Annotated in this window: 23 protein-coding genes; 14 read left to right on the top strand and 9 right to left on the bottom strand. The window is 63.6% G+C overall.

The window, feature by feature from the left end; all coding sequences use genetic code 11:
- Positions 1 to 502: 502 nt before the first annotated feature.
- Together AC1DS6_RS20540 and AC1DS6_RS20535 are read left to right on the top strand one after the other, a co-directional pair.
- Positions 503 to 1,744 carry an ABC transporter substrate-binding protein gene (locus tag AC1DS6_RS20540; RefSeq protein ID WP_441625515.1) on the top strand — a complete coding sequence of 414 codons (1,242 nt, stop codon included), beginning with the start codon at positions 503 to 505 and terminating at the stop codon, positions 1,742 to 1,744.
- A complete protein-coding gene (locus AC1DS6_RS20535) occupies positions 1,741 to 4,683 on the top strand; it encodes a bifunctional diguanylate cyclase/phosphodiesterase (RefSeq protein WP_441625414.1) in 2,943 nt (980 codons plus the stop codon). The genes AC1DS6_RS20540 and AC1DS6_RS20535 overlap by 4 nt, the downstream gene beginning before the upstream one ends.
- A 65-nt stretch (positions 4,684 to 4,748) precedes the next feature.
- Here the strand turns inward: AC1DS6_RS20535 and AC1DS6_RS20530 are convergent, their stop codons facing one another.
- The 3 genes from AC1DS6_RS20530 to argC all read right to left on the bottom strand — a co-directional run bounded on the left by AC1DS6_RS20530 (position 4,749) and on the right by argC (position 7,289).
- On the bottom strand, positions 4,749 to 5,546 hold the full coding sequence (locus tag AC1DS6_RS20530; protein ID WP_441625412.1) for an alpha/beta hydrolase: 798 nt from the start codon (positions 5,544 to 5,546) through the stop codon (positions 4,749 to 4,751).
- A 122-nt stretch (positions 5,547 to 5,668) separates the two neighbouring features.
- On the bottom strand, positions 5,669 to 5,929 hold the full coding sequence (locus AC1DS6_RS20525; protein WP_441625410.1) for a hypothetical protein: 261 nt from the start codon (positions 5,927 to 5,929) through the stop codon (positions 5,669 to 5,671).
- A gap of 430 nt (positions 5,930 to 6,359) precedes the next feature.
- A complete protein-coding gene (gene argC / locus AC1DS6_RS20520; RefSeq protein WP_441625408.1) occupies positions 6,360 to 7,289 on the bottom strand; it encodes an N-acetyl-gamma-glutamyl-phosphate reductase in 930 nt (309 codons plus the stop codon).
- A gap of 129 nt (positions 7,290 to 7,418) precedes the next feature.
- Here argC and AC1DS6_RS20515 point away from each other — a divergent pair, with 129 nt between their 5' ends.
- Entirely contained in the window at positions 7,419 to 8,303 is an 885-nt protein-coding gene (locus AC1DS6_RS20515; protein WP_441625406.1) for a LysR family transcriptional regulator, read from the top strand.
- A 248-nt stretch (positions 8,304 to 8,551) separates the two neighbouring features.
- On the opposite strand, the gene AC1DS6_RS20510 is transcribed toward AC1DS6_RS20515, so the two are convergent.
- Positions 8,552 to 9,106, bottom strand: a complete 555-nt coding sequence (locus AC1DS6_RS20510; protein ID WP_441625404.1) for a hypothetical protein — start codon at positions 9,104 to 9,106, stop codon at positions 8,552 to 8,554.
- Positions 9,107 to 9,236: 130 nt separating this feature from the next.
- Between AC1DS6_RS20510 and AC1DS6_RS20505 the strand changes: the two genes are divergently transcribed.
- The gene (locus AC1DS6_RS20505; RefSeq protein WP_441625402.1) at positions 9,237 to 9,650 is read left to right on the top strand and encodes a DUF1484 family protein; all 414 of its coding nucleotides are present in this window, start codon (positions 9,237 to 9,239) and stop codon (positions 9,648 to 9,650) included.
- 178 nt (positions 9,651 to 9,828) lie between these two features.
- On the opposite strand, the gene AC1DS6_RS20500 is transcribed toward AC1DS6_RS20505, so the two are convergent.
- Complete coding sequence (locus AC1DS6_RS20500; RefSeq protein WP_441625400.1) at positions 9,829 to 10,980, bottom strand: 50S ribosomal protein L11 methyltransferase; 1,152 nt, start codon at positions 10,978 to 10,980, stop codon at positions 9,829 to 9,831.
- 181 nt (positions 10,981 to 11,161) lie between these two features.
- Positions 11,162 to 12,103 carry a CysB family HTH-type transcriptional regulator gene (locus tag AC1DS6_RS20495; protein ID WP_477102999.1) on the bottom strand — a complete coding sequence of 314 codons (942 nt, stop codon included), beginning with the start codon at positions 12,101 to 12,103 and terminating at the stop codon, positions 11,162 to 11,164.
- Between the two features lie 156 nt (positions 12,104 to 12,259).
- Between AC1DS6_RS20495 and AC1DS6_RS20490 the strand changes: the two genes are divergently transcribed.
- From AC1DS6_RS20490 to cobA, 7 genes are all read left to right on the top strand, one after another.
- Positions 12,260 to 13,033: a sulfite exporter TauE/SafE family protein gene (locus tag AC1DS6_RS20490; protein ID WP_441625396.1), complete on the top strand. Its 774-nt coding sequence runs from the start codon at positions 12,260 to 12,262 to the stop codon at positions 13,031 to 13,033.
- A gap of 29 nt (positions 13,034 to 13,062) precedes the next feature.
- The gene (locus AC1DS6_RS20485; RefSeq protein ID WP_441625394.1) at positions 13,063 to 14,742 is read left to right on the top strand and encodes a nitrite/sulfite reductase; all 1,680 of its coding nucleotides are present in this window, start codon (positions 13,063 to 13,065) and stop codon (positions 14,740 to 14,742) included.
- An 18-nt stretch (positions 14,743 to 14,760) separates the two neighbouring features.
- Positions 14,761 to 15,342: a DUF934 domain-containing protein gene (locus tag AC1DS6_RS20480; RefSeq protein ID WP_441625392.1), complete on the top strand. Its 582-nt coding sequence runs from the start codon at positions 14,761 to 14,763 to the stop codon at positions 15,340 to 15,342.
- A complete protein-coding gene (locus tag AC1DS6_RS20475) occupies positions 15,339 to 16,127 on the top strand; it encodes a phosphoadenylyl-sulfate reductase (RefSeq protein WP_441625390.1) in 789 nt (262 codons plus the stop codon). The genes AC1DS6_RS20480 and AC1DS6_RS20475 overlap by 4 nt, the downstream gene beginning before the upstream one ends.
- Before the next feature lie 11 nt (positions 16,128 to 16,138).
- The gene (cysD, locus tag AC1DS6_RS20470; protein WP_441625388.1) at positions 16,139 to 17,101 is read left to right on the top strand and encodes a sulfate adenylyltransferase subunit CysD; all 963 of its coding nucleotides are present in this window, start codon (positions 16,139 to 16,141) and stop codon (positions 17,099 to 17,101) included.
- 140 nt (positions 17,102 to 17,241) lie between these two features.
- Positions 17,242 to 18,546 carry a sulfate adenylyltransferase subunit 1 gene (locus tag AC1DS6_RS20465; RefSeq protein ID WP_441625386.1) on the top strand — a complete coding sequence of 435 codons (1,305 nt, stop codon included), beginning with the start codon at positions 17,242 to 17,244 and terminating at the stop codon, positions 18,544 to 18,546.
- Positions 18,547 to 18,585: 39 nt separating this feature from the next.
- Positions 18,586 to 19,356 (top strand): uroporphyrinogen-III C-methyltransferase, encoded by a 771-nt coding sequence (gene cobA / locus AC1DS6_RS20460; protein ID WP_441625384.1) that lies wholly within the window; start codon positions 18,586 to 18,588, stop codon positions 19,354 to 19,356.
- Between the two features lie 82 nt (positions 19,357 to 19,438).
- On the opposite strand, the gene AC1DS6_RS20455 is transcribed toward cobA, so the two are convergent.
- Genes AC1DS6_RS20455 through lptF form a run of 3 tightly spaced genes read right to left on the bottom strand, consistent with a single transcriptional unit; the run spans position 19,439 to position 22,140 of the window.
- Positions 19,439 to 19,843, bottom strand: coding sequence for a sirohydrochlorin chelatase (locus AC1DS6_RS20455; protein ID WP_441625382.1), 405 nt, complete (start codon positions 19,841 to 19,843; stop codon positions 19,439 to 19,441).
- A gap of 21 nt (positions 19,844 to 19,864) precedes the next feature.
- Positions 19,865 to 21,019, bottom strand: coding sequence for an LPS export ABC transporter permease LptG (gene lptG, locus AC1DS6_RS20450; RefSeq protein ID WP_276289849.1), 1,155 nt, complete (start codon positions 21,017 to 21,019; stop codon positions 19,865 to 19,867).
- A complete protein-coding gene (gene lptF / locus AC1DS6_RS20445; RefSeq protein WP_276289850.1) occupies positions 21,016 to 22,140 on the bottom strand; it encodes an LPS export ABC transporter permease LptF in 1,125 nt (374 codons plus the stop codon). Before lptF ends, lptG begins: the two co-directional genes overlap by 4 nt.
- Positions 22,141 to 22,280: 140 nt before the next feature.
- Here lptF and AC1DS6_RS20440 point away from each other — a divergent pair, with 140 nt between their 5' ends.
- The 3 genes from AC1DS6_RS20440 (at position 22,281) to AC1DS6_RS20430 (ending at position 24,941) form a co-directional block, all read left to right on the top strand.
- Entirely contained in the window at positions 22,281 to 23,843 is a 1,563-nt protein-coding gene (locus AC1DS6_RS20440) for a leucyl aminopeptidase (protein ID WP_441625379.1), read from the top strand.
- A gap of 73 nt (positions 23,844 to 23,916) precedes the next feature.
- Positions 23,917 to 24,360, top strand: coding sequence for a DNA polymerase III subunit chi (locus AC1DS6_RS20435; RefSeq protein ID WP_276289852.1), 444 nt, complete (start codon positions 23,917 to 23,919; stop codon positions 24,358 to 24,360).
- Positions 24,357 to 24,941, top strand: a complete 585-nt coding sequence (locus tag AC1DS6_RS20430; protein ID WP_441625377.1) for a hypothetical protein — start codon at positions 24,357 to 24,359, stop codon at positions 24,939 to 24,941. Before AC1DS6_RS20435 ends, AC1DS6_RS20430 begins: the two co-directional genes overlap by 4 nt.
- The last annotated feature ends 94 nt before the right edge of the window (positions 24,942 to 25,035 follow it).

The raw sequence follows: 25,035 nt of genomic DNA, 5'->3' as shown, positions 1-25,035 counted from the left end.
GGAGTCTCCAGTGTGTTGCATCCACCGTTCGAATCCCCGTCAGGGGCGGTCATTCGGCTATCATGCTGAGTCCGGCCATGCCGGCAACTACCCGTCATGGCATGGAAATTCGGGTTTGCCCCGGTAAAGTATTTGCGCTCGTTGTCGATACGCAGTGCAGGCACCGCTCCGATCAATTCGCCTAACCCGCCGTCATGGCCAAACATACGCAGCCCAGCCGTAGCAAGCGTTTCCCGATGCGGGTTGGCTGCGCATTCCTGCTGTGTTTGCAAGCCCTGTCTTGTAGGGAATCGGTTGCCTCGCCGGGGGCTGCGGCGTTCTCGACTTCGTTGCAGGTTATCGCGGCAGAGACGCCGCCATGCCTTGCCATCGGTTCGCTTCCCGGTACATCGAAAGTGCCTGTGGAGGCACAGATAGCCCATCCCGAAGCCGAAAAGTGACCCCCCAAGCGCGACGCATCGAGTTTTCCTCCCTGCTAGCTGGGCTGGTCAGCCTCGTTTTATTGTTCCTATGCGGTTGTCAACAGCGAGACAACGCTTCGTCGGGCGCAGCCGTGCCGGCCAGGACCTCCATTACAGCGTTGATATGGGCGCCAGACTGGCCGGAGGAGATGCTCCGGATTGCTGCTGAATTCAGCAAACTCAATCCAGACGTCCGCGTGAATGTGCAGTTCATGGTCGGCAATTCGGTCGAAGAGAATATCAAGCCCCGGATTGCTTCCGGCAACTTGCCGGATCTGGTGAGTGTCAACCCGAACGCCTATGCGGCTGAATTGGCCGATCAAGGCATCCTGGCAGACGTGAGCGCGACATCGGCATGGAGCAACATGCTCGGCCCTCTCAAGGGTGACTGGACCAGTCGCCAATCCAGGCGTTTTGGCATTGCCGGCGGAGTGGCTACAACGCTGATCTATTACAACAAGGCACTGTTCGCGAAGGCTGGGGTCAAGGAACTGCCAACCAATTTCCAAGAGTTCCTGATGGTTTGCGAGCAGCTCAAGCTTGCGGGCTTAACACCCATCATGTGGAGCGGCGGCTTCCCGAACATGCTCGGCAACGGCCCCTTCAGCTTCGGCTTTGGCAACAATGTGGTGGCGCGCGAGCCAGACTGGAAGCAGAGAATCGGTGATGGCACGCTGGACCTGAACACGCCTCAGGTAGCAGCTATCTTTGCCCGGATTGCGCTGATGCCGCAACGTGGTTACGTACAAGATGCCTTCATGGCGACGGATTACGACGAAGGCATACGGCTGTTCAAGGAAGGCAAGGTCGCGATGGCTTTTCACGGCAGTTGGGCAGCCGGCCCTTTGCTGCACGGCAACCCTTTCGAGGTTGGCGTGTTTATTCCGCCCTGGAACGCGCCGGGCAAGCGGGTGGTGCCTGTGATCGGCAGCGAAACCGGGTTTGCGGTGTGCGAGACGCCCAACAAGGCCGCAGCCATGCGTTTTCTCGAATTCATTGCCGGGAAGGGGTTCTCCATTCTCCAGAGAAAACGCCAGAACATCCCCCCATTCAAGCAAGTCGCGGGAACGCTCGCAAGCGATCAGAAGATTGTCGACTACACAAACATGGTCAGCCGCTATCCGGTGACCGTCAGCCCATACTATTCGGTTCTACCCTCCAACTCGATCGAGCAGCTCCATCGATTGATGCAGGAAGTGCTGGTCAGGAAGATCACGCCCGGACAGGCCGCCAAGCTCCTCGACGAGTCTGTCAAGAATGAAGCAAAGATGCACTACCGATGAGCTCAATCATAGGTTCGCTGCGAAGCGCTTTCGCATATCTCTCGCTGGACCTGCTGCGCCGTGTCGAAATTCGCTACCGGCTGATGACTGCGTTCATCCTGCTGTCGCTGATACCGATACTTATATCGGGCTACATATCGTATGTGGAGTCGACCGCCGCGATCAAGGAGAAGGCGGAGGTATTCTCGAAAGAGATGGTCAAGCAGGTATCCAAGAACATCTCGTTGCGGATGGAGCAGATCGAGACGGAAAGCAGCCTTCTTGTACTCTCCGATCGCGTTCAAGGCGCGCTGACAAGCGTTGTGGATGGCAGTGCAAAGGAGCGGAGCGAGGCGCGCCAGGATATGACACGCCTGCTCCTGCAGCACTACGGATCGGTTGACTTCATCAACCAGAAGTATCTGCTCGACAAGAACAACCGGATCATGGACACCCAGGTCTTCGCGCAGCTGAGCCGGGGTGTGCTGCGTCTGGTCAAGCAGGCTCCCGATCGCAATGGCCGGCCTTACTGGGGCAGTTACGACAACGGCGTCGGGCAACAAAATCTCGGGATGGTGCGCGCCATCATCGGCAAGAGCAACAACCGGCAGATTGGCAATCTGGTTCTGGTCATCAGCCCCGAGCATTTTTCGACAATTTTTGATGACGTCGCCCTAGGGAGTGGAACGGAAATCTACGTTCTCGATGCCGGCAACAACAAAGTGGTTGTCCGCGCCGACGGCATTTCCACGAACACCGAAGGGATGGCCGAGCCTGACCTGATCAAGAAAATCGCAAGCAACGAGCTACACGGGGAGCCGAGTGGTTTCGTCGACTTCGAGGGCAAGCGCGAGGGGCGCTACCTTGCCGCGTACGCAGCAATTCCCGGCACGACATGGTTTGTCGTCAGCACAATCCCAGAAAAGAAGTTGACGGCAGAGGCACAGTCCGTGCGCAATCAGATCGTACTGGTTGGCATCTCGGGGTTCCTGCTTTCGATCTTCCTGGCCTACTTCATTTCCCACAGCATTTCGGCACCGCTCAAAGAGCTGGTGCGAAAGATGCACGATACCGGCAACGATGCGGGAGCCGAGGCGGAGGCGCATGCGCGCACTGATGCCGGCGGCAAGGATGAACTTGGCCGGCTCGCGCAGCGTTTCGAAAGAATGAGTGGGGCGATCAGCCAGAAAATCCAGAAGATCAACGAGATCAACGCCTCCCTTGAGCAGACCGTCGTCGAGCGAACAGCGGAACTCGTCTCCAGGGAGCAGGAGTCGCGAACGTTGATTGAGAACTCCCCGGACACGATTACCCGCTACGACCGGGACCTCCGCCGCACTTACGCCAATCCCGCGTTCTGTGCCTCGGCAGGGCGCACCCTAGGCGAATCGCTCGGCAAGCGGCCCTCGGAGGTTCCCGGCGGCGCCAACGCGCTGATCTACGAGGAGAAAATCGCCGACACCATTTCAAGCGGGAGAAGTGGGCAATTCGAGCTGAGATGGCTCAGCAAGGATGGACGGGAACACTGCACCCATATCCGCCTGACGCCAGAGATTGACCGGTCGGGCAAGGTGAACTCGGTGCTGGCTGTGGGTCGTGATTTATCGGACCGGATGGCATTCGAGGCGACAATCTGGAAACAGGCCAATTTCGATGCGCTGACCCATCTTCCGAATCGCCAGATGTTTCACAGCCGTCTCGAGGAGGAAGCCGGCATGGCGCATCGCTCCCGGCAGCGTATGGCCTTGATGCTGATCGACCTGGATCGCTTCAAAGAGGTCAATGACTCCCTGGGACACGACACAGGAGACATCCTGCTGATCGAGGCCGCCAGGCGCATCATCTCGTGCGTGCGCGAATCGGATATCGTCGCGCGCCTTGGCGGTGACGAATTCACCGTCATTCTGCCCAACATGGACGATACCGAACGCATTGAACGGATCGCAAAGGCCATCATCCACAAGCTGGCCGAGCCCTTCAAGCTCGGCGCGGATGAGACCTTCATTTCCGCCAGCGTCGGCGTCACACTTTATCCCGACGACACCGGCGAACTGGATGTCCTTTTCAAGAACGCAGACCAGGCCATGTATGCGGCCAAGAACGCCGGGCGCAACCGTTTCAGCTACTTCACGCCCGACTTGCGTGTAGCGGCGGAAAAGCGCCTGCGTCTCACGAGCGATCTACGTGCCGCCCTGCCTGGCGGACAGTTCCAGGTCTACTATCAGCCCATCGTCGACCTGGAGACCGGGGAAATCTACAAAGCCGAGGCACTGATCCGCTGGCTGCACCCCGAACGCGGCACGATCAATCCGCAGGATTTCATTCCATTGGCCGAAGACACGGGGCTCATCGTTCCGATCGGGGATTGGGTGTTCAAGCAGGCCGTGCACCAGGCCCGTCAATGGCGCGGCCGATTCCATCCGTCTTTCCAGATCAGCGTCAACATGTCACCGATGCAGATACGGCAAGACGGCCTGGTTTGCAATCAATGGTCCGACTATCTCGTGCGGGAAGGGATGCCGGGGCAGAGCGTTGTGGTTGAAATCACCGAGGGCCTGTTACTGGACGCCGAACTGAATGAGAAGCTGCTGACCTTCCGTGATGTGGGAATCGGGATTTCGATCGACGACTTCGGTACTGGTTACTCGTCCCTGGCTTATCTCAAGCGCTTCGACATCGATTACCTCAAGATCGACCGCTCGTTCGTACATAACCTCGGCTTTGATGGCGACAATCAGGCGCTTTGCGAGGCAATGGTCATGCTGGCGCACAAACTGGGATTGAAGGTCATTGCCGAGGGCGTGGAGACGACGGAGCAACGCGATTTTCTCATCGCCGTGGGTTGTGATTTTGCCCAGGGCTTTTTGTATTCCCAGCCGGTTCCGCCTGATCAGTTTGAGGTGTTGGTGTGGCCGAATATCGAGGAAGGGGCTGGCAGTCCGGCCTGCGCCACGCTTTAGTGACTGAAGGCGCCAGCCCGTGCCGACCACGCAATATTTGGGTGTCATCCGGTAGGGGGACGGACTCAATCCGACCCCCCGAGCAGGAAGCGAAGGGCATCGCGCCACCAGGCATCGTCTACCCGCTCGAACCAATCGTTGTGCTCGGCACCAGGCACTACACGCAATTGCCGAGGCGCTACCAGCCCGTCATGCAGTGCGACGCCAAAGCGCGCCGGGACAATGCTGTCGCGCTCCGCAACCACCACCAAAACGGGCCGGGTGAACGACGCCAGGTTGGCCGCGCTGTCGTAGCGATCCCGCAGCAGCCACGACACCGGCAGCCAGGGATAGTGGTAGCCGGCAACATGTTGCAGCGTGTCCCATGGCGTGATCAGCATCAGGCCTGCTGTCTTGTCCCGCTGGCGCACGCTGGCCGCCGCCGCAACGCCGGCCCCCAGCGATTCGCCGATCACCAGCAGCGGTGCGCCATATTGGCGATAGGCCTGCGCGATGATCTGCTCGGCGTCATTCACTAGGCTGACTTCGCCCAACGGTCCCGGGCGCGGTCCGTAGCCCGGATACTCGGCGAGAATCACGCGTGCGCCATGGGGCGCCAGAGCCGCGGCGTACGCTCTGCGGTGGCCGGCATGTCCGGCATTGCCATGGAAAACAATCGCCGTGGCACGCACTGGCCCGGTGGGTTCTGCAACCAGGCCCTTGACGTCTTGCGAAGACGGCCATGCCCTTAGGCCGCCAGCAACCAGTTCTGACAACTCAGCCTTAGCGGGGAAATACAGGAACTGATTCTGCAGGGCTGCAAGGGCAGGGGACGGCAAGAGACTCCCAAGCCATAGTGCAAGCCCGGCGGTTTTCGTCGCCATGCGCATTGCTGTGGTTTGGATCTGCCGTCCGGGACTGTCCCATTCCCTGCCGATGACGTGGCTGGGCTGGCGAACTGACGGCCGAATTGGGGCATTCATCGGCATCCCGGCATCCTTTACCATCAGGCAGCGCCGTCCCTGTGCGACTTGTGCTGCGACGCCATCGGTTTCTGCGGGGCGGGTGGCACGGATTCATAGTGACCGAGCTGGATCGTGTGGTTGTCGTGACCGCCCGTGATGTCGTTCAGGCGCGACTGGTCGTCGGGCGTGTCGAGCGGATCGAATTCGCACATCGTGGTGCGGCGCTCGACCGGCGAGGTTTTGCCGCAACCCGCGTTCCCCGGCAGGGCGGCTGTATGAATTGCTTCGGGACTATAAAGCATGGTCGCCCTCGTCCGGCAACGGCAGTTAGACCATTATTAGCGATATAGGGCGGGAACGCCATGTGGGGTAATGGCCGACCTGGGGCGAGCCGGCGACGCATGTAAGCCATGCGAGCACGTGAAAGGGGGGCAAGCAGGAGCCTCCTTCCTAGTGCACCGCACAACGATAGTTTCGATCCCTGCAGATGACCCGGCGATGCCTTCGTGACGGCGTCGCCGTGATTTCTGCTGCGAGCAGATTCGCATCGCGCGTGAGCCGCCAATGCCCATCGGGGTCTTTGCGCAGGATGGTGAGTGTATAGCCGGAGCGGTGGATGGCAGCGCTGCCGCCAGGCGGCGTGACGGTCATGCGGACGTGGTTTCGGAGACCAGATTGGCAACAATCGTTGGCATATGGGTGCGGCCGAACGTTAGCTCGAGCCATCGGCCACTATTGCTGCGTGAGCATCAGGTTCAGGTTCTGAACCGCAGCGCCGGATGCGCCTTTGCCAAGATTATCGAAAACCGCGGACAGCAGGACGTGCCCGTGTTCCATGTTAGGAAATACGCTTAAGCGCATGTCGTTCGTACCGTTCAGCACTTGCGGATCCAGGTGCTTTAAGGTGCACGATTCGTGCAGCGGCAAGACATGTACGTGGGCCGCCTCGGCATAGTGGCGTGCGAGGCATGCGTGTAACGTGGCGCCATCCACGTCGGGTGCCAACAGCCGCAACTCCAAGGGCACCGTCAGCACGATGCCCTGGCGGAACGCACCCAACGCAGGGACGAAGATGGGACGCTGCGCGAGCCCGGCGTGCTGCTGGATCTCCGGGGTGTGCTTGTGCGCGAGTTCCAGACCATATACCTGGTATGAAGGCGCGTTGACGGCACGCTGCCCCTCATGTTCCTCCACGCCGGCACGCCCGCGTCCGGAGTAGCCCGACACCGCATGAATGCTGATAGGGTAGTTGCCTGGTATGAGCCCAGCCTGCAACAGGGGACGCAGCAAGCCAATTGCACCGGTCGGATAGCAACCGGGATTGGTGACCCGACGTGCGTTCGCAATGCGCTCAGCCTGTCCCAGCGTCATTTCCGGAAAGCCGTATGTCCAGTCCGGCTGTGTGCGGTGGGCGGAACTTGCGTCGATGACTCTGACGGCAGGATTAACAATGGCGTCCACGGCCTCGCGCGCGGCGGCATCAGGCAAACAGAGGATGGCGATGTCGCAGGCGTTGATGGCTTCTGCGCGACGCCGCGGATCTTTGCGTTCCGCAGCGGCAAGCGTGAACAGTCTAAGGTCGGTCCGGTTGCGCAGCCGTTCGTGGATTTGCAACCCGGTGGTGCCTTGGTCGCCGTCGATGAAAACAACGGGAGAGCTCATACGTGGAATACTCCGGTGACTGTGTGTTGTAACAAGTAGAACGAGCCCCTATGTTCCATGGACCGCTAGAATAGGGAAAGTTGTATTTCATAACGTGAATATTCAGTTTTTCTGAATCTGGACGCCGACATGCGAGAGATCAGCCTGGACCGTTTGCGCACTCTGGTCGCCATTACCGACCGTGGCTCATTTGCCGATGCGGCGCGTGCGTTGCACCTGGCGCCGCCAACGGTCAGCCTCCACATCGCTGAACTAGAAGACCGCATTGGGGCGCCACTCCTGTCACGGAAGCGCGGACATGTCAGGCCGTCGGCGATAGGAGAGGTGCTGGTGGAGCGCGCGCGTCGACTGCTGGCCGATGCGGAGCAGGCGTTAGACGATATTCAGCGCCAGGTGCAGGGGCTCGAAGGGCGCGCGCGGCTCGGTGCGTCGACTGGCGTGATCGCGCACCTGTTGCCGCAAGCGCTTGAGGTGTTGCGCCAGCAACATCCCGCTATCGACATTCAGGTTGCAGTACTCACTTCGCATGAAACGCTGTCCCGACTGGCGGATGGAACGCTGGATGTTGGGCTGATCGCACTGCCTCAGCCCCCGGTGGCCGGACTCGTGATAAAGCCTTGGCGCCGCGACCCCGTGATGGCCTTTGTGCCGGCGCATTGGCGGTGTCCGGCCCGCGTCACGCCTGAATGGCTCGCCGCCCAACCTCTGATTCTCAATGACGCGACCACGCGTCTCTCGCGTCTGACTGCGGAGTGGTTCGCGACCGGGGGGCACCATCCTGCTCCGCGCATTCAGCTCAACTACAACGACGCGATCAAGAGTCTGGTAGCGGCAGGTTACGGCGCGGCGCTGTTGCCCCATGAGGCCACTACGCCATTGCCCGACAGCCGCATTGTCATGCGTCCGCTGCGCCCGGCGTTGTGGCGTCGGCTCGGCATCGCACATCGTGCGGGGTACGTTGAGCGTTCCACGCAACACGTACTTGATGTGTTGTGGGATCTGCGATTGGCGTAGGCGTTGCTATTTTCCGCTTCGGTTCGTTCTCGCTGGGACAGTAGCCTTATTGCACGCCACGACGAACGAATGGCCGGCTTGTAGAAATTGGACTGACCGGATTGGGGTCGATAACGGAAAAACGCAACTTCCGGCCGCAAGCCGCCATGCCGCGGGAGTGTGACGCGCCCGCCCAACGGACATCATGCCGTCGGCATGTCAGCCGCGCCCTCCGGAGCGAAGCGAGAGGGCCTGTCCCGCAGAACGCCTTACTTCCCGGCCAGTGCCGGGAATTGCGGGCTCGTCACAACCTGCTTCAGCAGTTCCTGCACGGCGGGGCCAAAGGCGTCAGCCACGTTTTTGCACGCGCCGGCGGCAGTCCAGCTCGTGTCGAACGGATATTTGACCGAGACCTTATAGCCCTTGTCAGCGGTCGACTTCACGACCATCGTGATCTGCCAGTACGCAGGCGACACGGAGCTGAAACTTAGTTCTTCGATGCGTCCCTCGATCGGGGCACCTTTCACGTCATAGGATTGAGCCATCAGGAGCTCTTCCTGGAAGGCGTCCTTGATGTACTGCGATGGCGTCTTGCCCGGCGCTACCCTTACCGGACCGTTCAGACGACACAGCGGGCTCTCATCGACGCCCGGCGCCAGACCGACGTCGGCAACGCTGACCTTCTTCGGTTGCAGGCTCTGCTGGATGGCGATGACATTGGCGGGGGAGGCCTTGTAAGGGATCGAATTCGTCGTCTCGCAACCGGTCAATAGAGCGCCAGCGGCGCAGAGGGTAGCAACAAGGGCGATCTTGCTTTGCTTCATGTCTTTCTTCCAGATGGGTTAAAGGGGCCTTGACGGTATGCGGGCCCGCAACGATAAACGGACGAATACCGGGGCAAATGAACCCCACCTTAGGAGGGGCCGCTGCTTGTCTGCCATGCGGCAAGCGCAAATGGCAGCTTCCGGCAGCCACAACCGGCCATTGAGCAAGCCGCACGACGTGCGGTGGAGCGACTGCTTTGCTCTCCAAACTGTCTCGCATTACCCCGAGCGCACGCTCACCCTCTCCCGGCAATCCGACCTACTCGCCGACCTGATCCGCATCACATTTCCAGCGGACACCCCCACAAAGCTAAGCGTGCAGGAGCTAGCGTACCAACTAGACGCTCTGCGCAGCGACGCCCAGATCATCGCCCAGGAAGGCTGCGCCGACCTGCTACGCGTAAGCGCAGGCCTCGGCTCCGTTCTAAAACTGCTGGATTACGACAGTGACGATGTAGAAGACAGTCACGGTTTGCATTGCTTGCTGATGCCGTTGAAGCGGCAATTGGATGCGGCTTTGAATCGGGTGCAAGGATTGCTTTGAGGTAGGGGAGGAGGGGGCTTGTGGCAGGGTGAGACGCGTCGCTCTTGCTAGCTCCCGCCCTCTCCCCCGCCCCTCTCCCGCAGACGGGAGAGGGGAGACAACAGAGCGGAGGTTGAGAGGCTCTGGTGTCTTTGAGCCGAGGCGGCGAGCGCCGCCCGGCTTGTCAGCGTGCTACAGCTTACTTAATACCCAGGCGCCACAACGAAGTCACTTCAGCCGCCCGCGCAGCATGCAGCGGGTCAGTCATATCAGTAGCCTTCGGATGGCTAGGCTTCACCTCCAACCGCCCCAGCACCTTCAACCCAGCCTCATCAATCCACGCCAGCAACTGGTCCCGCGAACGCAGCCCCAGGTGTTCAGCCAGATCAGACAGCAGCAGCCAGCCTTCACCCTTCGGCTCCAGATGATCAGCCAGCCCGGCAATAAATCCCTTCAGCATCTGGCAATCCGGGTCATACACCGCGCGCTCAATCGGCGAGTTCGGACGTGCCGGCACCCACGGCGGGTTACACACCACCAGCGGCGCACGGCCTTCCGGGAAGAGGTCGGCCTCTACCACTTCCACCTGGCCTGCCGCCTTGAGGCGGTGGATGTTGTCGCTGGCGCAGGCAAGCGCGCGCGGGTCCATGTCCGTGGCGATCACGCGCTTGACGCCGCGCTGGGCCAGCAGGGCGGCCAGCACGCCGGTGCCGGTGCCGATGTCGAAGGCGAGGTTGAGGGCGCCGGCGGGTAGCTGGGCCTTGGCGACCAGATCGATGTATTCGCCGCGCACCGGCGAGAAGACGCCGTAGTACGGATGGATGCGTTCAGCGAGCGCGGGAATCTCCACACCCTTCTTGCGCCACTCGTGCGCGCCGATCAGTCCGAGCAGTTCGCGCATCGATGCCACATACGGCGCATCGACTTCCCCATAGGCTTCCAGGCACGCCTCGCGCACATCGGGCGAGCGGCGCAGCGGCACCAGGTGGTCGGCGTCAAAGGGCAGCAGCAGCATGGAGAGCGTGCGGGCGCGCTGGGACTGGGCCTGGCGGTGCAGGTGGAAGGCTTCGGTCGGGGTGGGCTTTGCCTTGGGCACCTTGGAGGCCTTGGCGGCCTTCTTGGGCTTGTCGGCGCGGCGGGCCAGCGCTTGCAGCAGCTGGCGGGCGTTCTGGAAGTCGCCGCGCCAGAGCATGGCGGTGCCTTCGCAGGCGAGGCGGTAGGCGGTGTCGCCGGTGGTGGTGTCGTCGGCGATGACGACGCGCTTGGGCGGCGGCGCGCCGGCTTCGGAGCGCCAGTTCGCGCTGCGTTCTTCGCCGTTTTCGGTCCAGTGGATGGTGGCTTGCTCGGTCATTAGTTTCTTTCTGGCCACTTATGGCGGCCAATGGGGTTGTGCGGATAAGTCTGGCCAACATGGGCTGGCCATTCAAGGCGATCCGGCCCCGCCGCGCGCCGGCTGGCAAGCCGGGGCGCCCTGGCAGGGCTGGCATGGCGCGGCTGGTGGCGTTCCGGTCAGCCGCGCTGGATTGGGTGCTTCAGAGTTCGTACGCCTCGTGGTCGCCCGACATGGCTTGTTCTACCAGCTTGCGGTTCAGCGTCGGGGAGAACAACTCAATAAAGGTATACACAAAGCTGCGCAGGTAGGCGCCTTGCTTGACTGCCAGATGCGTCACATTGGTGCCGAACAGGTGTCCGGCGGGAATGCCGCGCAGGTTGCGGTCGCGCTCGGCGTCAAAGGCTACGCCGGCGACGATGCCTACGCCAAGGCCGATTTCCACATAGGTCTTGATCACGTCGGCGTCGATGGCTTCCAGGATGATGTCGGGCTTGAGGTGGCGCAGCTCGAAGGCTTTGTCGATCTTGGGGCGGCCGGCGAAGTTCGGATCATAAGTGATGATGGGGTAGCCCATCAGGTCTTCCAGCGCCAGGTGCTTCTTTTCCAGCAGGGGATGGTCGGGCGGCGTGACGACCACGTGCTGCCATTGGTAGCCGGGCAGGGAGATCAGGTTCTTGTCGGCGGAGATCCCTTCCGTGGCGATCCCGATGTCGGCATGGTCGTGCAGCACCATGTCGGCGATTTGCGTCGGATTGCCCTGTTGTATTGAAAGGCGCACTTTTGGGTAGCGTTTGGTAAACTCCGCGATCACCCGGGGCAGGGCGTAGCGCGCCTGGGTGTGGGTGGTGGCGATGGTGAAGTTGCCCTGGTCCTGGGCGGCGTAGTCCTTGCCCACCCGTTTCAGGCTTTCCACTTCCTGCAGGATCTTCTCCACCGACTCCAGAATGCGGCGGCCGGGCTCCGTCAGGCTGCGGATGCGCTTGCCGTGGCGGGTAAAGATATCCACGCCCAGCTCTTCCTCAAGCTCGATGATGGCCTTGGAGACGCCGGGCTGTGATGTATAGAGCGCTTTTGCGGCTTCGGTCAGGTTGTAGTTCTGGCGTACGGCTTCGCGCACAAAACGGAACTGGTGCAGGTTCATATATCCGTGTTCGTATAAACAAACAACTTCTTATTAGTTTGAGATATGAGGCCAGTTTATTACGATTCTCGAACTTTGTTAATGAACGGTCGGAACCTCCGCGCACGTGCCTCGTTTCCAGGCAGTCCCGGACGCTCACCGGCCTGGTGAACCCCAATGTCTCTTGCCTATACCGTTTCCGGTCTGCTAGTAGGCGTCCTCGTCGGTCTGACCGGGGTTGGCGGGGGTTCGCTCATGACGCCGCTGCTGACCCTGCTGTTCGGCTTCTCGCCGGCCACGGCGGTTGGCACCGACCTCGCCTTCGCCGCCATCACCAAGGGTTTCGGCACGGTGGCGCACCGCGCCCACGGCCATGTGCAGTGGCAGGTGGTGCGCCGCCTGTGCATCGGCAGCCTGCCGGCCGCGGTGGTGGCCATCCTGGTGCTCAAGAGCGCCGGTGAACTCAACGCGCAGTGGCTGCACGCGATCCGCCTGACCATCGGCGTGTCGGTGATCCTGACGGTATTGTCGCTCCTGTTCCGCAAGCAGATGCTGGCGTGGCTGGCACGCAACCCGCGCTTCCAGCTCGAAGGCCGTGCCCAGGCGGTTGCCACCGTGGTGGTGGGCGCCGTGATCGGGGTGCTGGTAACGGTGTCCTCGATCGGCGCGGGTGCCGTGGGCGCCACGCTCATTCTCCTGCTGTATCCCCGCATGAAGCCGGCCGAGGTGGCTGGCACCGATATCGCCTACGCCGTCCCGCTGACGGCGCTTGCCGGCTTGGGCCACGTTTGGCTCGGCACGGTGAACTGGACGCTGTTGCTGGCCTTGCTGGTGGGTTCGATCCCCGGCATCTGGCTGGGCGCGCAACTGTCGCGGGCGCTGCCCGAGCGGCTGGTGCGCGCCGCGCTGGCTACCACGCTGACGCTGGTCGCCATCAAGCTCGTCTCCTGAATTCAACGAATACTGAACGGACCCACACCATGTATCAGTACGACCAATACGACCAGCGCATCGTCAACGAGCGCGTAGCCCAGTTCCGTGACCAGGTGCGCCGCCGCCTGTCGGACGAACTGACCGAGGAAGAATTCCTGCCGCTGCGCTTGCAGAACGGCCTGTACATGCAGCGCCACGCCTACATGCTGCGCGTGGCGATTCCGTACGGCCTGCTGTCGAGCAAGCAGATGCGCATGCTGGGCCATATCGCGCGCGAGTATGACCGCGGCTATGGCCACTTCTCCACCCGCCAGAACATCCAGTACAACTGGATGGAACTGGAGCGCGTGCCCGACGTGCTGGCCGAACTCGCCAGCGTCGAGATGCACGGCATCCAGACTTCCGGCAATTGCGTGCGCAATATCACCACCGACCACTTCGCCGGCGTCGCGCCCGATGAGTCCGTGGACCCGCGCGTGCTGGCCGAACTGCTGCGCCAGTGGAGCACCTTCCAGCCGGAATTCGCGTTCCTGCCGCGCAAGTTCAAGATCGCCATCTCCGCTTCGGTCGACGACCGCGCCGTGGTGCAGATGCACGATATCGGCATCTACGCCTACCGCAATGCCCAGGGCGAAACGCGCCTGCGCATCCTGGCCGGCGGTGGCCTGGGCCGCACGCCGATCCTGGGTTCGGTGATCAAGGACGACCTGCCGTGGCAGCACCTGCTGTCGTACGTGGAATCGGCCATTCGCGTGTACAACCGCTATGGCCGCCGCGACAACAAGTACAAGGCTCGCATCAAGATCCTGGTGAAGGCCATCGGCGCGGAGAAGTTCGCGCAGGAAGTCGAGGAAGAGTGGCAGCACAGCAAGGATGGTCCCGCCACCATCACGCAGGCTGAGTTCGACCGCGTGGCGCAGTATTTCGCGCCCCCGGCCTACGACAAGCTGGCCGATACCGATGCTTCGTATGAAAAGCACCTGCTGGAAGAAAAGGCCTTCGCCCGCTGGGTGAGCCGCAGCGTGCATGCGCACAAGGTGCCCGGCTACGCCGCGGTCACGCTGTCGACCAAGCCCGGCCCGGCATCGCCCCCGGGAGATGCCACCGATGCGCAGATCGACCTGGTGGCCGACCTGGCCGACCGCTACGGCTACGGCGAACTGCGCGTGGCGCACGAGCAGAACCTGGTGCTGCCGGACGTGCGCAAGCGCGACCTGTACGCGCTGTGGCAGGAGGCTAGGAAGGCTGGCCTGGCTACTGCCAACATCGGCCTGCTGACCGACATCATCGCCTGCCCGGGCGGCGATTTCTGCTCGCTGGCCAATGCCAAGTCGATCCCCATCGCGCTGGCCATCCAGGAGCGTTTCGACAACCTGGACTACGTGCACGACCTGGGCGAGATCTCGCTGAACATCTCGGGTTGCATCAACGCCTGCGGCCACCACCATGTGGGCAATATCGGCGTGCTGGGCGTGGATAAGGACGGCGAGGAGTGGTACCAGGTCACGCTGGGCGGCGCGCAAGGCAACAAGAGCGCCATCGGCAAGGTGATCGGCCCGTCGTTCAAGGCCGACGAAATGCCCGACGTGGTGTCGCGCATCATCGACACCTTCGTGGCCAACCGCCATGACGACGAACGCTTCATCGACGTGCTGGGCCGTATCGGCATCGCCCCGTTCAAGGAACGCGTCTATGCCGACAAGCAGCGCGAACGCGCCGAAGCCTGAGCACCGGAGATAAACGACATGGCAAAGATTATTCAACTGCAACGCGGCGAAGGCGCCAACCCGGTCCCGGTCATCATCGATGACGCATGGACCGTGCTGCGCGGTGCCGAGGGCGCGGCCCTGACCGACGAACAGATCGTCGCCGCCGCGCAAGGCACGGACGCCGTGCTGTTCCCGCTGACCGCATGGCTGGCGCACAAGGACGGCGCACTGGCTGGCCGCGCGGCCGACGTCACCGGCATCTGGCTGGCGCCGGAAGACGAGCCGGCCGACGCGCAGGCCGCGTTTGCCAGCGTGGCCGTGGTGGCGGTGGATTTCCCCGTGTTCCGCGATGGCCGTGGTTTTTCCACCGCCTATCTGCTGCGCACCCGTTACAACTGGAAGGGCGAGCTGCGCGCCATCGGCGACGTGCTGCGCGACCAGCTCAATTTCATGAAGCGCTGCGGCTTCGACACCTTCGCCGTGCGCGCCGACAAGAACATCGACGACGCCATCAAGGGCTTCACGGAATTCACCGTGGCCTACCAGGCATCGGTGGACGAGCCGCTGCCGCTGTTCCGCCGCAACCGCGCCGAAGCGCTGGGCAAGGAAACGGCATGAGCGAGATTGCTATCGTCGAGGCTCCCGTCTCTTCGCTGCGTCCCCCGGCGCTGTGGACCGCGCCGGAGTACACCGGCAGCGTGGCGGATCTCGAAGCCAAGGAGCGTGAGCTTGGCCTGCGCCTGGCGCAAATCGCCGGCAGCTTCTTTCGCGCCCGCTTTGCCTCCAGCCTGGCGGCCGAAGACATGGTGGTGACGGATGCGATCCTGCGCGGCTCCGAGCAGGTGCGCGCGGGCATCCGCGTGTTCACGCTGCAAACCGGCCGCCTGCACGCCGAGACGTTGGCGGTGCTGGACGAAGTCAAGGCGCACTACGGCTACGACATCGAGCGCTTCACGCCGGACCCCGAGGCCATCGAGAACTACCTGAAGAACCACGGGCTGAACGCGTTCTACGACAGCGTGGACCTGCGCAAGAGCTGCTGCGGCATCCGCAAGGTGGAGCCGTTGAACCGCGCGCTGTCGCATGCGGACGCATGGCTGACCGGCCAGCGCCGCGAGCAGGCGGTGACGCGCTCGGAGCTGCCGTTCGAGGAAATGGATGAGGCGCGCGGCATTCCGAAGTTCAACCCGCTCGCCGACTGGAGCGAGGCCGAGGTGTGGGCTTACCTGAAGCGGCATGACGTGCCGGTCAACGCGCTGCATGCCAAGGGCTACCCCAGCATCGGCTGCGAGCCCTGTACGCGCGCCGTGCGCGCCGGCGAGGATGTGCGCGCCGGACGGTGGTGGTGGGAGAGCAAGGACTCGAAAGAGTGCGGGCTTCACGAACAGAACATCAAGCATTGAGGCCAGACGAAATGGGCATCATGAACGAACTGACTGGCGCGCCGGAAGTGGCGCACCTGCTGCAAGTGCAAAACGATCACCTCGACAAGCTCGAGGCGGAATCCATCTACATCATCCGCGAGGTGGTGGCGGAGTGCCGCAACCCGGCGCTGCTGTTCTCGGGCGGCAAGGATTCGATCGTCATGCTGCATCTGGCGCTCAAGGCATTCCGCCTGGGCGACCGCAAGACCGAACTGCCGTTCCCGCTGGTGCATATCGATACCGGCCACAACTACCCGGAAGTGATCACTTTCCGCGACCAGCGCGTGGCCGAGCTCGGTGCGCGCCTGGTGGTGGGCCATGTGGAAGATTCCATCAAGCGCGGCACCGTGCGCCTGCGCAAGGAAACCGACTCGCGCAATGCCGCGCAAGCCGTGACCCTGCTGGAAACCATCGAGGCCAACAAGTACGACGCGCTGATGGGCGGTGCCCGCCGCGATGAAGAAAAGGCGCGTGCCAAGGAACGCATCTTCTCCTTCCGCGACGAGTTCGGCCAGTGGGACCCGAAGGCCCAGCGCCCGGAACTGTGGAGTCTGTATAACGCCCGCATGGCCGCCGGCGAACAGATGCGCGTGTTCCCCATCTCCAACTGGACCGAGCTGGACGTGTGGCAGTACATCGCCCGTGAAGAGCTTGAGCTGCCTCCGATCTACTACGCGCACCAGCGCGAAGTGGTGAAGAAGAACGGCCTGCTGGTGCCGGTCACGCCGATCACGCCGAAGCAAGACGGCGACGTCAGCGAAGTGATCTCGGTGCGTTTTCGCACCGTGGGCGACATCAGCTGCACCTGCCCTGTGGCCAGCGTTGCGGCCTCGCCGATCGAGATCATCGCCGAGACGGCCGTGACCGAAATCACCGAGCGCGGCGCGACGCGGATGGACGACCAGACGAGCGAAGCGTCCATGGAACGCCGCAAGAAAGAAGGCTACTTCTAACCCGGACGCATAGGCGGGCACATCGCGTCGTTGCGAGAGTGCTCGTGTACCAATGTACACGTCGCCCTCACGCGCCTAGCGCTGCCTCCCGCCTATGCGCCGGAGCGAGCGCTGCGAGAGGGAAGAAGAAAGGATTTGACATGAGCACCCAAGCAACACACCAAGGCCTGCTGCGTTTTATCACCGCGGGTTCGGTCGACGATGGCAAGAGCACGCTGATTGGCCGCCTGCTGTATGACAGCAAGGCTGTGCTGTCCGATCAGCTGACCGCGCTGACCAAGGCCAAGAACAAGCGTACCGCCGGCGAGCAGATCGATTTCTCGCTGCTGACCGATGGCCTGGAAGCCGAGCGCGAGCAGGGCATCACCATCGACGTGGCTTACCGCTACTTCTCCACCGCGCGCCGCAAGTTCATCATCGCGGACACGCCGGGGCATGAGCAGTACACCCGCAACATGGTGACGGGCGCGTCCACCGCGCATGCCGCCATCGTGCTGGTCGACGCCACCCGCGTGACCGTGACCGACGGCCGCGCCGAACTGCTGGCCCAGACCAAGCGCCATTCGGCCATTCTCAAGCTGCTGGAGCTGCAGCATGTGATCGTGGCGGTCAACAAGATGGACCTGGTCGAGTTCAGCGAAGAGCGCTTCAACCAGATCCGCGACGCCTACACCGAACTGGCTGCCCAGTTGGGCCTGAAGGACGTGCGCTACGTGCCGGTATCGGCGCTGCGTGGCGACAATATCGTCAACGCCAGCCAGGCCATGCCGTGGTACCAGGGCGAGCCGCTGCTGCCGCTGCTCGAAGCGCTGCCGGTGGAAGAAGCCGCGTCCGAAGGCGACGATGCGTTGCGTTTCCCGGTGCAGCTGGTGATTCGCCAGGACGGCGCCCAGGCGGACGATTTCCGCGGCTATGCCGGCCGGGTCGAGGCAGGCACCGTGCGCGTGGGCCAGAAGCTGCGCGTGCTGCCGACCAATCGCGATGCCGTGGTGGCCGAGGTGCTGACGCCCAATGGCGTGGCCGAATCGGCCAGCGTAGGCGAGACCGTCACGGTGCGCCTGTCGGAAGATGTGGATGTGTCACGCGGTGATATGTTCGTTGCCGCCGGCGCGGACAGCGTTTCGGCCAAGAAGCTGACCGCCGACCTGTGCTGGTTCGACGACGAATCGCTCAACCCGGCCCGCAAGTACGTGCTCAAGCACACCACGGCCAGCGTGTTTGCGCGCGTCTCGTCTGTGGACCGCGTGCTGGATGTGCACACGCTGTTGCACGAAACCGGCCGCCACGACATCGGCCTGAACGATATCGGCTCGGTGCAGATCTCGCTGCAAAAGCCCATCGTCTGCGATGCATACGGCGACAACCCGGCGACCGGCGCTTTCGTGCTGATCGACGAGGCGACCAACCACACGGTGGCCGCAGGCATGATCCGTGCGTTCGCTTAAGGCGAATGAACTGATCAAGCGAACGCGAAGGAGCATGGCATGGGCAAGGTCTACCTGATCGGGGCAGGTCCCGGTGCCGCGGACCTCATTACGGTGCGCGGTGCACGGCTTTTGGGCGAAGCCCAGGTGGTGCTGCACGATGCGCTGGTGTCGCCCGAGATGCTGGCATGGTGTCCGCAGGCGCAGCTGATCGAGGTGGGCAAGCGGTGCGGGCAACGCTCCACCGCGCAGTTGTTCATCAACCGCCAGATCGTCGACCAGGCCCGCAAGCATGATCGCGTGGTGCGCCTCAAGGGCGGCGACCCGATGCTGTTCGGCCGCGCCGACGAGGAATTGCAGGCGCTGGAAGAAGCTGGCATCGAGTATGAGGTCGTGCCGGGCATTACCGCCGCGCTGGCGGCCGCGTCCGCCATCCGCAAGCCCCTCACCAAGCGCGGCGTATCGCGCAGCGTGGCCTTTGCGACGCAGTCCAAGGCAGCCGACACGGTCGACGTGGAGGCCGATGTGAAGGCCGATACGCTGGTGTATTACATGGGCCGCGATCAGGCCGCGTCCATTGCGGCGCAGTTGATCTCGCATGGCAAGCCGGCTTCCACGCCCGCCTGGGTGGTCGAGGCCGCGACGTCGGCGCACCAGCGCAGCAGGCAGTTCACGCTGCGCCAGATGGCGGCGGGCGAGGCGGCGGCATGGATCGATCCGACCCATCCCAGCCTGTTGATGATTGGCGAGGCGCTGGCTTCGCGGGCCAGCGAGGCGGTGCCGCAGGATGCCGATGGCGGCGTGTCGTACGGGGAAACTCGCGCAGCCTGAATCGTGGGCGCGATGTGAAAAAGCCGGACAACGTAGGTGGCGTTGTCCGGCTTTTTCTTTGGGCTTTCGTGGCGCGCCTGCGTCAGACTTTGCTGCTGGCAAGCGTCCCCACGCAGTAGGCCGCAATCGCATCCAGCACGCTCTCATCCTCTCCCACCGCCGTGGCGCAACGGATCGTCACCCCCGGAAGCCGCTGGCGGCAGTCGTCGAGCAGTGCCGGCAGGTCACGCCGCAGATGCCCGCCCTGGCCAAAAAAGACCGGCACCACATTGATATCGGCAACGCCGGCCGCAGCCAGTTCGGCCAGCGTGTCCGGCAGCGAAGGCGTCATCAGTTCCAGGAACGCCAGCCGCACGGCGCTGTCCGGCAAGGCAGCGGCCAGCTTGGCGTGCAGCCGGTCAAACGGCTCCCGCCAGCGCACGTCGCGCGCACCGTGGCCGAACAGCACCAGGGCCTGGCGCGCAAGGGGGGCGGGGGTCGCGGTCATCTTCGGGCCTCGATGCGGGTCTTAATGCCGGTCCACCCAGCGCAACGCGCCAAGCGCCACCAGCAGGTACAGCGTGCCGGGTATCAGCGCCGAGACGATCGGCGGCCAGGTATGCAACAGCCCCACGTGCGAAAACAGCGTGTTGGACAGGTGGAACGACAGCCCCAGCATGATGCCGCCGAACACCTTGACGCCCACGGCGCCGGCCCGCGCGTGCAGGTAGGCGAAGGGCAGGGCCAGCGCCACCATCACGAACAGGGTCAGCGGGTAGATCACTTTCTTCCAGAAGGCGATTTCATAGCGCTGGGTGTCCTGCTTGTTGTCGCGCAGGTGGCGGATATAGCGGAACAGGTCCAGCGTGGACATGCGCTCGGGCTCCACCAGCAGCACGGACAGGATCTGCGGCGTCAGTTCGGAACGCATGGCCAGGCTGGGTACGCTTCGCTGCTCGCCGCGGAAGACCGGCGCCAGGGTGTCGGCCTTGCCCGGCTCGCCCCTGGGCAAATCCAGGAAATGGGTTTCGGTGACGCCGGTGAGCTGCCAGGACTGGTTGCCCTGGTAGCGGCCTTCCTTGGCCACGCGGATCACGCTGAGCCGGTATTGCTGGTCGAATTCGTAGATGGTGACGCCGGTGATGCTCTGGTCGGGCCGCAGGCCGGCCACGTTGACGAAGCGGGTGACCTCATGGCCCAAGGTGGCGTCGCGGTCGCGGTCCTTGACCCACACGCCGGAGCGGAAACCCGCGGAGACGGTGGCGCCCAGTGCTTCCAGCTTGATCTTCTGCGCGTATTGCTCGGCCTTGGGGCCGATGAACTCGCCGAAGATAAACGTGGCGATGGCCAGCGGCACCGCCAGCTTGAACAGCGAGAACAGCGCCTGGCGCGTATTCAGGCCGGCCACCCGGAAGATCGTGTATTCCGACTGGCTGGCCAGTTGCGAGAAGACATAGATCGCACTGATCAGCACGGCGATCGGCAGCACCTCATAGATGCGCGTGGGCGCTTGCAGGATGACGTGGAAGAACGCCACCAGCGAGGTGTAGCGTCCGGCCACGCTCTCCAGTTCGCTGAGCATGTCGAAAAACACGAACAGCGCCAGCACCGCAAACAGGATAAAGGCGAAAACGCCGTAGATCAGCTGCCCGAAATAGCGCTCGTAGACCCGCAATACCCTCATGCCTGGCTCCCCGTGTTGCCGCCCTTGCGGGGCAGGCCGAAGACGGCACGCCAGCCTCCCAGGCTGCGGTTCTGGCGGTAGCGGAACAGCATCACCGCGCCCAGCAGGGCAAGCAGGTGGAATGGCCACCAGGCCAGGGAGAACGGGATCGAGCCGGAGCGCACCCAGGCCTGCGAGAGATTGATCAAGTTACTGTAGGTCAGGTAGATCAGCACCGCGAAGACCAGCGGCGTGTAACGGCCCAGGCGCGGGTTGACATAGGCAAGCGGGATGGCGATCAGTACGAAGTTGAAGGCCAGCAGCGGCAGCGACAGGCGCCACAGCAACTCCCCCAGGTTCTCGTTGGTGGGGTTGCGCAGCAGGTCGATGGTGTCGCGGCTCTTGGTCGGGATGTCGCCTTCCGCCTCGGGTGGTTTGCTGTCCACCTTGACCGCGTACTGGTCGAACTCGACGATGCGGTAGTCGAGCTTGCCGGGCGTGCCGGCATAGCGGCGGCCGTTTTCCATCACCACCATGCGGTCGCCGTTCGGCAGGGTCTGGAACTGGCCCTGGTGGGCCAGCGCCACGCCGATCTTGTCGGCTTCGGCGTTGGCGACAAAGACATTGCGCGCGTACTTCATGTCGGCGTCGATGCCTTCGATAAACAGCACATAGTTGCCCTTGGCCGGCTCGATGAAGCGGCCGGCGGCGATCATCGACAGCACGCCGCGCTGCTCGAAGCGGTCGCGGAACAAGGAGGTCTGCTGGTTGGCCCACGGCCAGGCGAAGATACCCAGCAGCAGCGACAGGATGATGAAGGGCGCGGCAAACTGCAGCACCGGCTTGACCAGGTCGCGCAGCGAGATGCCTGCCGAGAACCACACCACCATCTCCGAATCCTTGTACCAGCGCGTGAGCACGATCAGGGTGGAGATGAACAGCGTGGCCGACAGCAAAATGGACAGGTAGCCGATGGTGGCCAGGCCGATCAGCATCAGCACGTCGTTGGGGCTGGCCTTGCCGTTGGCGGCCATGCCCAGGATACGGATGACGAGCGAGGTCAGCATGAAAGTCAGCATGACCAGGAACACCGCGCCGGCGGTGTAGGCGAGCTCGCGACGCAAGGCTTGTTGAAAGATCATGCGGAGTCGGTTCCGGGCTGCCGGCCGGCGCGGGCGATGTCGGTGCCGGAGGTGCTTGCTAGCAAGCATAGCGGACCGCCGGCAGCAAATCGCGGATAATAGGAGCTTTCGTGGTGGACGAGCCCCTGGAAGGAAGCGCGATGGAATTTAGCACAAAAGCCCTGGATTGGAGCAAAGCGGGCCAAAATGGTTTCCTGGCGACCAAGACCGATTGCCTGGTAGTGGGCCTGTTTGAAGGTCAGAGCCTGGCCGGCGTGGCCAAGGCACTTGACGTGGCGACAAAGGGCTTGGTGTCCCGCATCGTCAAGCTCGGCGATTTCGAGGGCAAGCGCGGTACGCAGCTGATGCTGCACGAAGTGGCCGGCGTGGGCGCCGCCCGCGTGCTGCTGGTGGGATTCGGCAAGGAAGCCGAGTTCGGCGACAAGGCATTCGCCGAAGCCGTGCGCACTTCCCTGCGTGCCTTGTCCGGCACGCGTGCCGCCAATGTGCTGTGGTGCCTCGCCCAGCAGCAGGCGCCCCAGCAGGCCGGCAATGCCCGCGACCTGGCCTGGCGCCTGGTTACCACCGTCACGCTGATCCGCGAAGCCGGCTACCGCCTGCTGGAGCGCCATCCCGGGCTCAAGCGCGCCAACGCCAAGGGCAACGGCGCCGGCAACGGCAATGACAAGCTGCCTGGCCTGCGCAAGGTGGTGCTGACGGTCGACGCGGCCGACGCCAAAGCGGCGGCCCAGGCCGTGGTGCGCGGCGCGGCCATCGCCAACGGCATGGAGCTGACCAAGGACCTGGGCAACCTGCCGTCCAATATCTGCACCCCGACCTACCTGGCCAACACCGCGCGCGGCATCGCCAAGCGCCACAAGCTCAAGGTGGAAGTGCTGGGCCGCAAGCAGCTGGAAGCCCTCAAGATGGGTGCCTTCCTGGCCGTCACCAAGGGCGCCGTCGAGCCGCCCCAGTTCATCGTGCTGCGCTACGACGGCGCCTCGGCCAAACAGGCGCCGGTGGTGCTGGTGGGCAAGGGCATCACCTTCGATACCGGCGGTATCTCGCTCAAGCCCGGCGAGGGCATGGACGAGATGAAATACGACATGTGCGGCGCCGCCTCGGTGCTGGGCACGCTGCAGGCGGTGGCCGAGATGGGCCTCAAGCTGAACGTGATCGCGGTGGTCCCCACCTGCGAGAACATGCCGTCCGGCAACGCCACCAAGCCCGGCGACGTGGTCACCAGCATGTCCGGCCAGACCATCGAGATACTCAACACCGACGCCGAAGGCCGCCTGGTCCTGTGCGACGCGCTGACCTATGTGGAGCGCTTCAAGCCGGCCGCCGTGGTGGATGTGGCAACCCTGACGGGCGCCTGCATCATCGCGCTGGGCCACGTCAACAGCGGCCTCTACGCCCGCAACGACGGCCTGGCGGATCAACTGCTGCAAGCCGGCCGCAAGGCCATGGACACCGCCTGGCGCATGCCGCTGGACGATGACTACCAGGACCAGCTCAAGTCCAACTTCGCCGACATGGCCAATATCGGCGGCCGCCCGGCCGGCAGCGTGACCGCGGCCTGTTTCCTGGCGCGCTATACCGAAAAGTACGACTGGGCCCACCTGGACATCGCCGGCACGGCCTGGAAGAGCGGCGCCGCCAAGGGCGCCACCGGCCGTCCGGTGCCGTTGCTGACGCAGTTCCTGATGGATCGCGCCGGCTGACGGCGGGGCGGGCCGGCGCCGCCTTCCGGCGCCGGCCCGCCCGGTTTCATCTTCACAGGATTGGTTTTCACCCATGACGCGTATCGATTTCCACAGCAACGTGCCCGACAAGCTCGGCTACGCTTGCCGGCTGATCCGCAAGGCCTACGGCGCCGGCCAGAAGCTGGTGGTGCACGGCGCGCCGGAGCAGCTGGCGCAGCTCGATGCGCGCTTGTGGACATTCTCCGCGCTGGATTTCCTGCCCCATTGCGGCGTCGACAGCCCGCATGCCGGCGTGACGCCGATCGTGCTGGCAGCCAGGCTGGACCAGGCCCCGCATCACCAGTTGCTGATCAACCTCAGTGTTGAGACGCCCGCGCAATTCGCCAGTTTCGAGCGCATGATCGAGGTGGTCGGCAGCGACGCCGGCGACCGGGCCGCGGGGCGCGAGCGTTTCCGCCTTTACCGCGAACGTGGCTATGCGCTGGCCCACCACGATATCGCACAGGCCAGCCAGGGCAAGGGGGACGCCGCATGACCGAACGCACCACCTCGCGCGTGATCCCGCGCATCGGGCCCAACGACAGCATTCCATTGCTGACCGAGGTGATCGACCTGCCTGCCGACGGCGCCAGGCCGCCGGTGCAGGACGGGCCGGGCGCGGGCACGGTCGCCCGGTCGGAAGCCGAGGCTGGCGGCCGAAGCCATGCCCAGCCCGCTCCCGATATCAGCTGGCCCGGTGCGCTGACCCATGTCGTCGTGCCGCGCGAGGCGGGGGCGGGCATTCCCGCCGTCGAGGTGCCCGCGCTGCACCAGCCCACCCCATCCGCCCGGGACGGTGCCTATTCGGTTTCCCATGCCGCAGCCCACGCCAGCCCGCCGCCCAGCGCGGACGAACTGCGCGCGGTGCGCAGCGAGTTGCTGACGCGCGTGATGATGCGTTTTCGCACCGAGTGGCCGCAGGTGGTGGAGGCCCATACGGAGGCCACGCTGCAATCGCGGCTAGCCCCGCTGACCGCGCAGCTGGCGTCGGAACTGACGCAGTCGCTGGAGGCCCGGCTGGTGGAGTGGCTGGATGCCACGCTGGAAGAAATTGAGCGGGATCCGGGCGGCATGTGAAAGCCCCAGGCACGGAACGAAGCCGACGAACAGGCCAGGCGGGTGTTCGAGTCTCCGCCGCACAAAAAAAAGCCCGCGATCGCTCGCGGGCTTT

Source organism: Cupriavidus sp. 05L310 (genome assembly GCF_056398185.1).
This window is presented reverse-complemented; position numbering and strand designations above follow the sequence as displayed.

What these genes read in the sequence shown, in the direction of transcription:
- AC1DS6_RS20440 (WP_441625379.1), top strand. Translation starts at nt 22,281, where the DNA reads ATGGAATTTAGCACAAAAGCCCTGGATTGGAGCAAAGCGGGCCAAAAT.
- AC1DS6_RS20480 (WP_441625392.1), top strand. Translation starts at nt 14,761, where the DNA reads ATGGCAAAGATTATTCAACTGCAACGCGGCGAAGGCGCCAACCCGGTC.
- AC1DS6_RS20475 (WP_441625390.1), top strand. Translation starts at nt 15,339, where the DNA reads ATGAGCGAGATTGCTATCGTCGAGGCTCCCGTCTCTTCGCTGCGTCCC.
- AC1DS6_RS20485 (WP_441625394.1), top strand. Translation starts at nt 13,063, where the DNA reads ATGTATCAGTACGACCAATACGACCAGCGCATCGTCAACGAGCGCGTA.
- AC1DS6_RS20435 (WP_276289852.1), top strand. Translation starts at nt 23,917, where the DNA reads ATGACGCGTATCGATTTCCACAGCAACGTGCCCGACAAGCTCGGCTAC.
- cysD (WP_441625388.1), top strand. Translation starts at nt 16,139, where the DNA reads ATGGGCATCATGAACGAACTGACTGGCGCGCCGGAAGTGGCGCACCTG.
- AC1DS6_RS20455 (WP_441625382.1), bottom strand. Translation starts at nt 19,843, where the DNA reads ATGACCGCGACCCCCGCCCCCCTTGCGCGCCAGGCCCTGGTGCTGTTC.
- AC1DS6_RS20505 (WP_441625402.1), top strand. Translation starts at nt 9,237, where the DNA reads ATGGCAGCTTCCGGCAGCCACAACCGGCCATTGAGCAAGCCGCACGAC.
- cobA (WP_441625384.1), top strand. Translation starts at nt 18,586, where the DNA reads ATGGGCAAGGTCTACCTGATCGGGGCAGGTCCCGGTGCCGCGGACCTC.
- AC1DS6_RS20490 (WP_441625396.1), top strand. Translation starts at nt 12,260, where the DNA reads ATGTCTCTTGCCTATACCGTTTCCGGTCTGCTAGTAGGCGTCCTCGTC.
- argC (WP_441625408.1), bottom strand. Translation starts at nt 7,289, where the DNA reads ATGAGCTCTCCCGTTGTTTTCATCGACGGCGACCAAGGCACCACCGGG.
- AC1DS6_RS20515 (WP_441625406.1), top strand. Translation starts at nt 7,419, where the DNA reads ATGCGAGAGATCAGCCTGGACCGTTTGCGCACTCTGGTCGCCATTACC.
- AC1DS6_RS20465 (WP_441625386.1), top strand. Translation starts at nt 17,242, where the DNA reads ATGAGCACCCAAGCAACACACCAAGGCCTGCTGCGTTTTATCACCGCG.
- AC1DS6_RS20525 (WP_441625410.1), bottom strand. Translation starts at nt 5,929, where the DNA reads ATGCTTTATAGTCCCGAAGCAATTCATACAGCCGCCCTGCCGGGGAAC.
- AC1DS6_RS20535 (WP_441625414.1), top strand. Translation starts at nt 1,741, where the DNA reads ATGAGCTCAATCATAGGTTCGCTGCGAAGCGCTTTCGCATATCTCTCG.
- AC1DS6_RS20430 (WP_441625377.1), top strand. Translation starts at nt 24,357, where the DNA reads ATGACCGAACGCACCACCTCGCGCGTGATCCCGCGCATCGGGCCCAAC.
- AC1DS6_RS20495 (WP_477102999.1), bottom strand. Translation starts at nt 12,103, where the DNA reads ATGAACCTGCACCAGTTCCGTTTTGTGCGCGAAGCCGTACGCCAGAAC.
- AC1DS6_RS20500 (WP_441625400.1), bottom strand. Translation starts at nt 10,980, where the DNA reads ATGACCGAGCAAGCCACCATCCACTGGACCGAAAACGGCGAAGAACGC.
- AC1DS6_RS20510 (WP_441625404.1), bottom strand. Translation starts at nt 9,106, where the DNA reads ATGAAGCAAAGCAAGATCGCCCTTGTTGCTACCCTCTGCGCCGCTGGC.
- AC1DS6_RS20530 (WP_441625412.1), bottom strand. Translation starts at nt 5,546, where the DNA reads ATGGCGACGAAAACCGCCGGGCTTGCACTATGGCTTGGGAGTCTCTTG.
- lptF (WP_276289850.1), bottom strand. Translation starts at nt 22,140, where the DNA reads ATGATCTTTCAACAAGCCTTGCGTCGCGAGCTCGCCTACACCGCCGGC.
- lptG (WP_276289849.1), bottom strand. Translation starts at nt 21,019, where the DNA reads ATGAGGGTATTGCGGGTCTACGAGCGCTATTTCGGGCAGCTGATCTAC.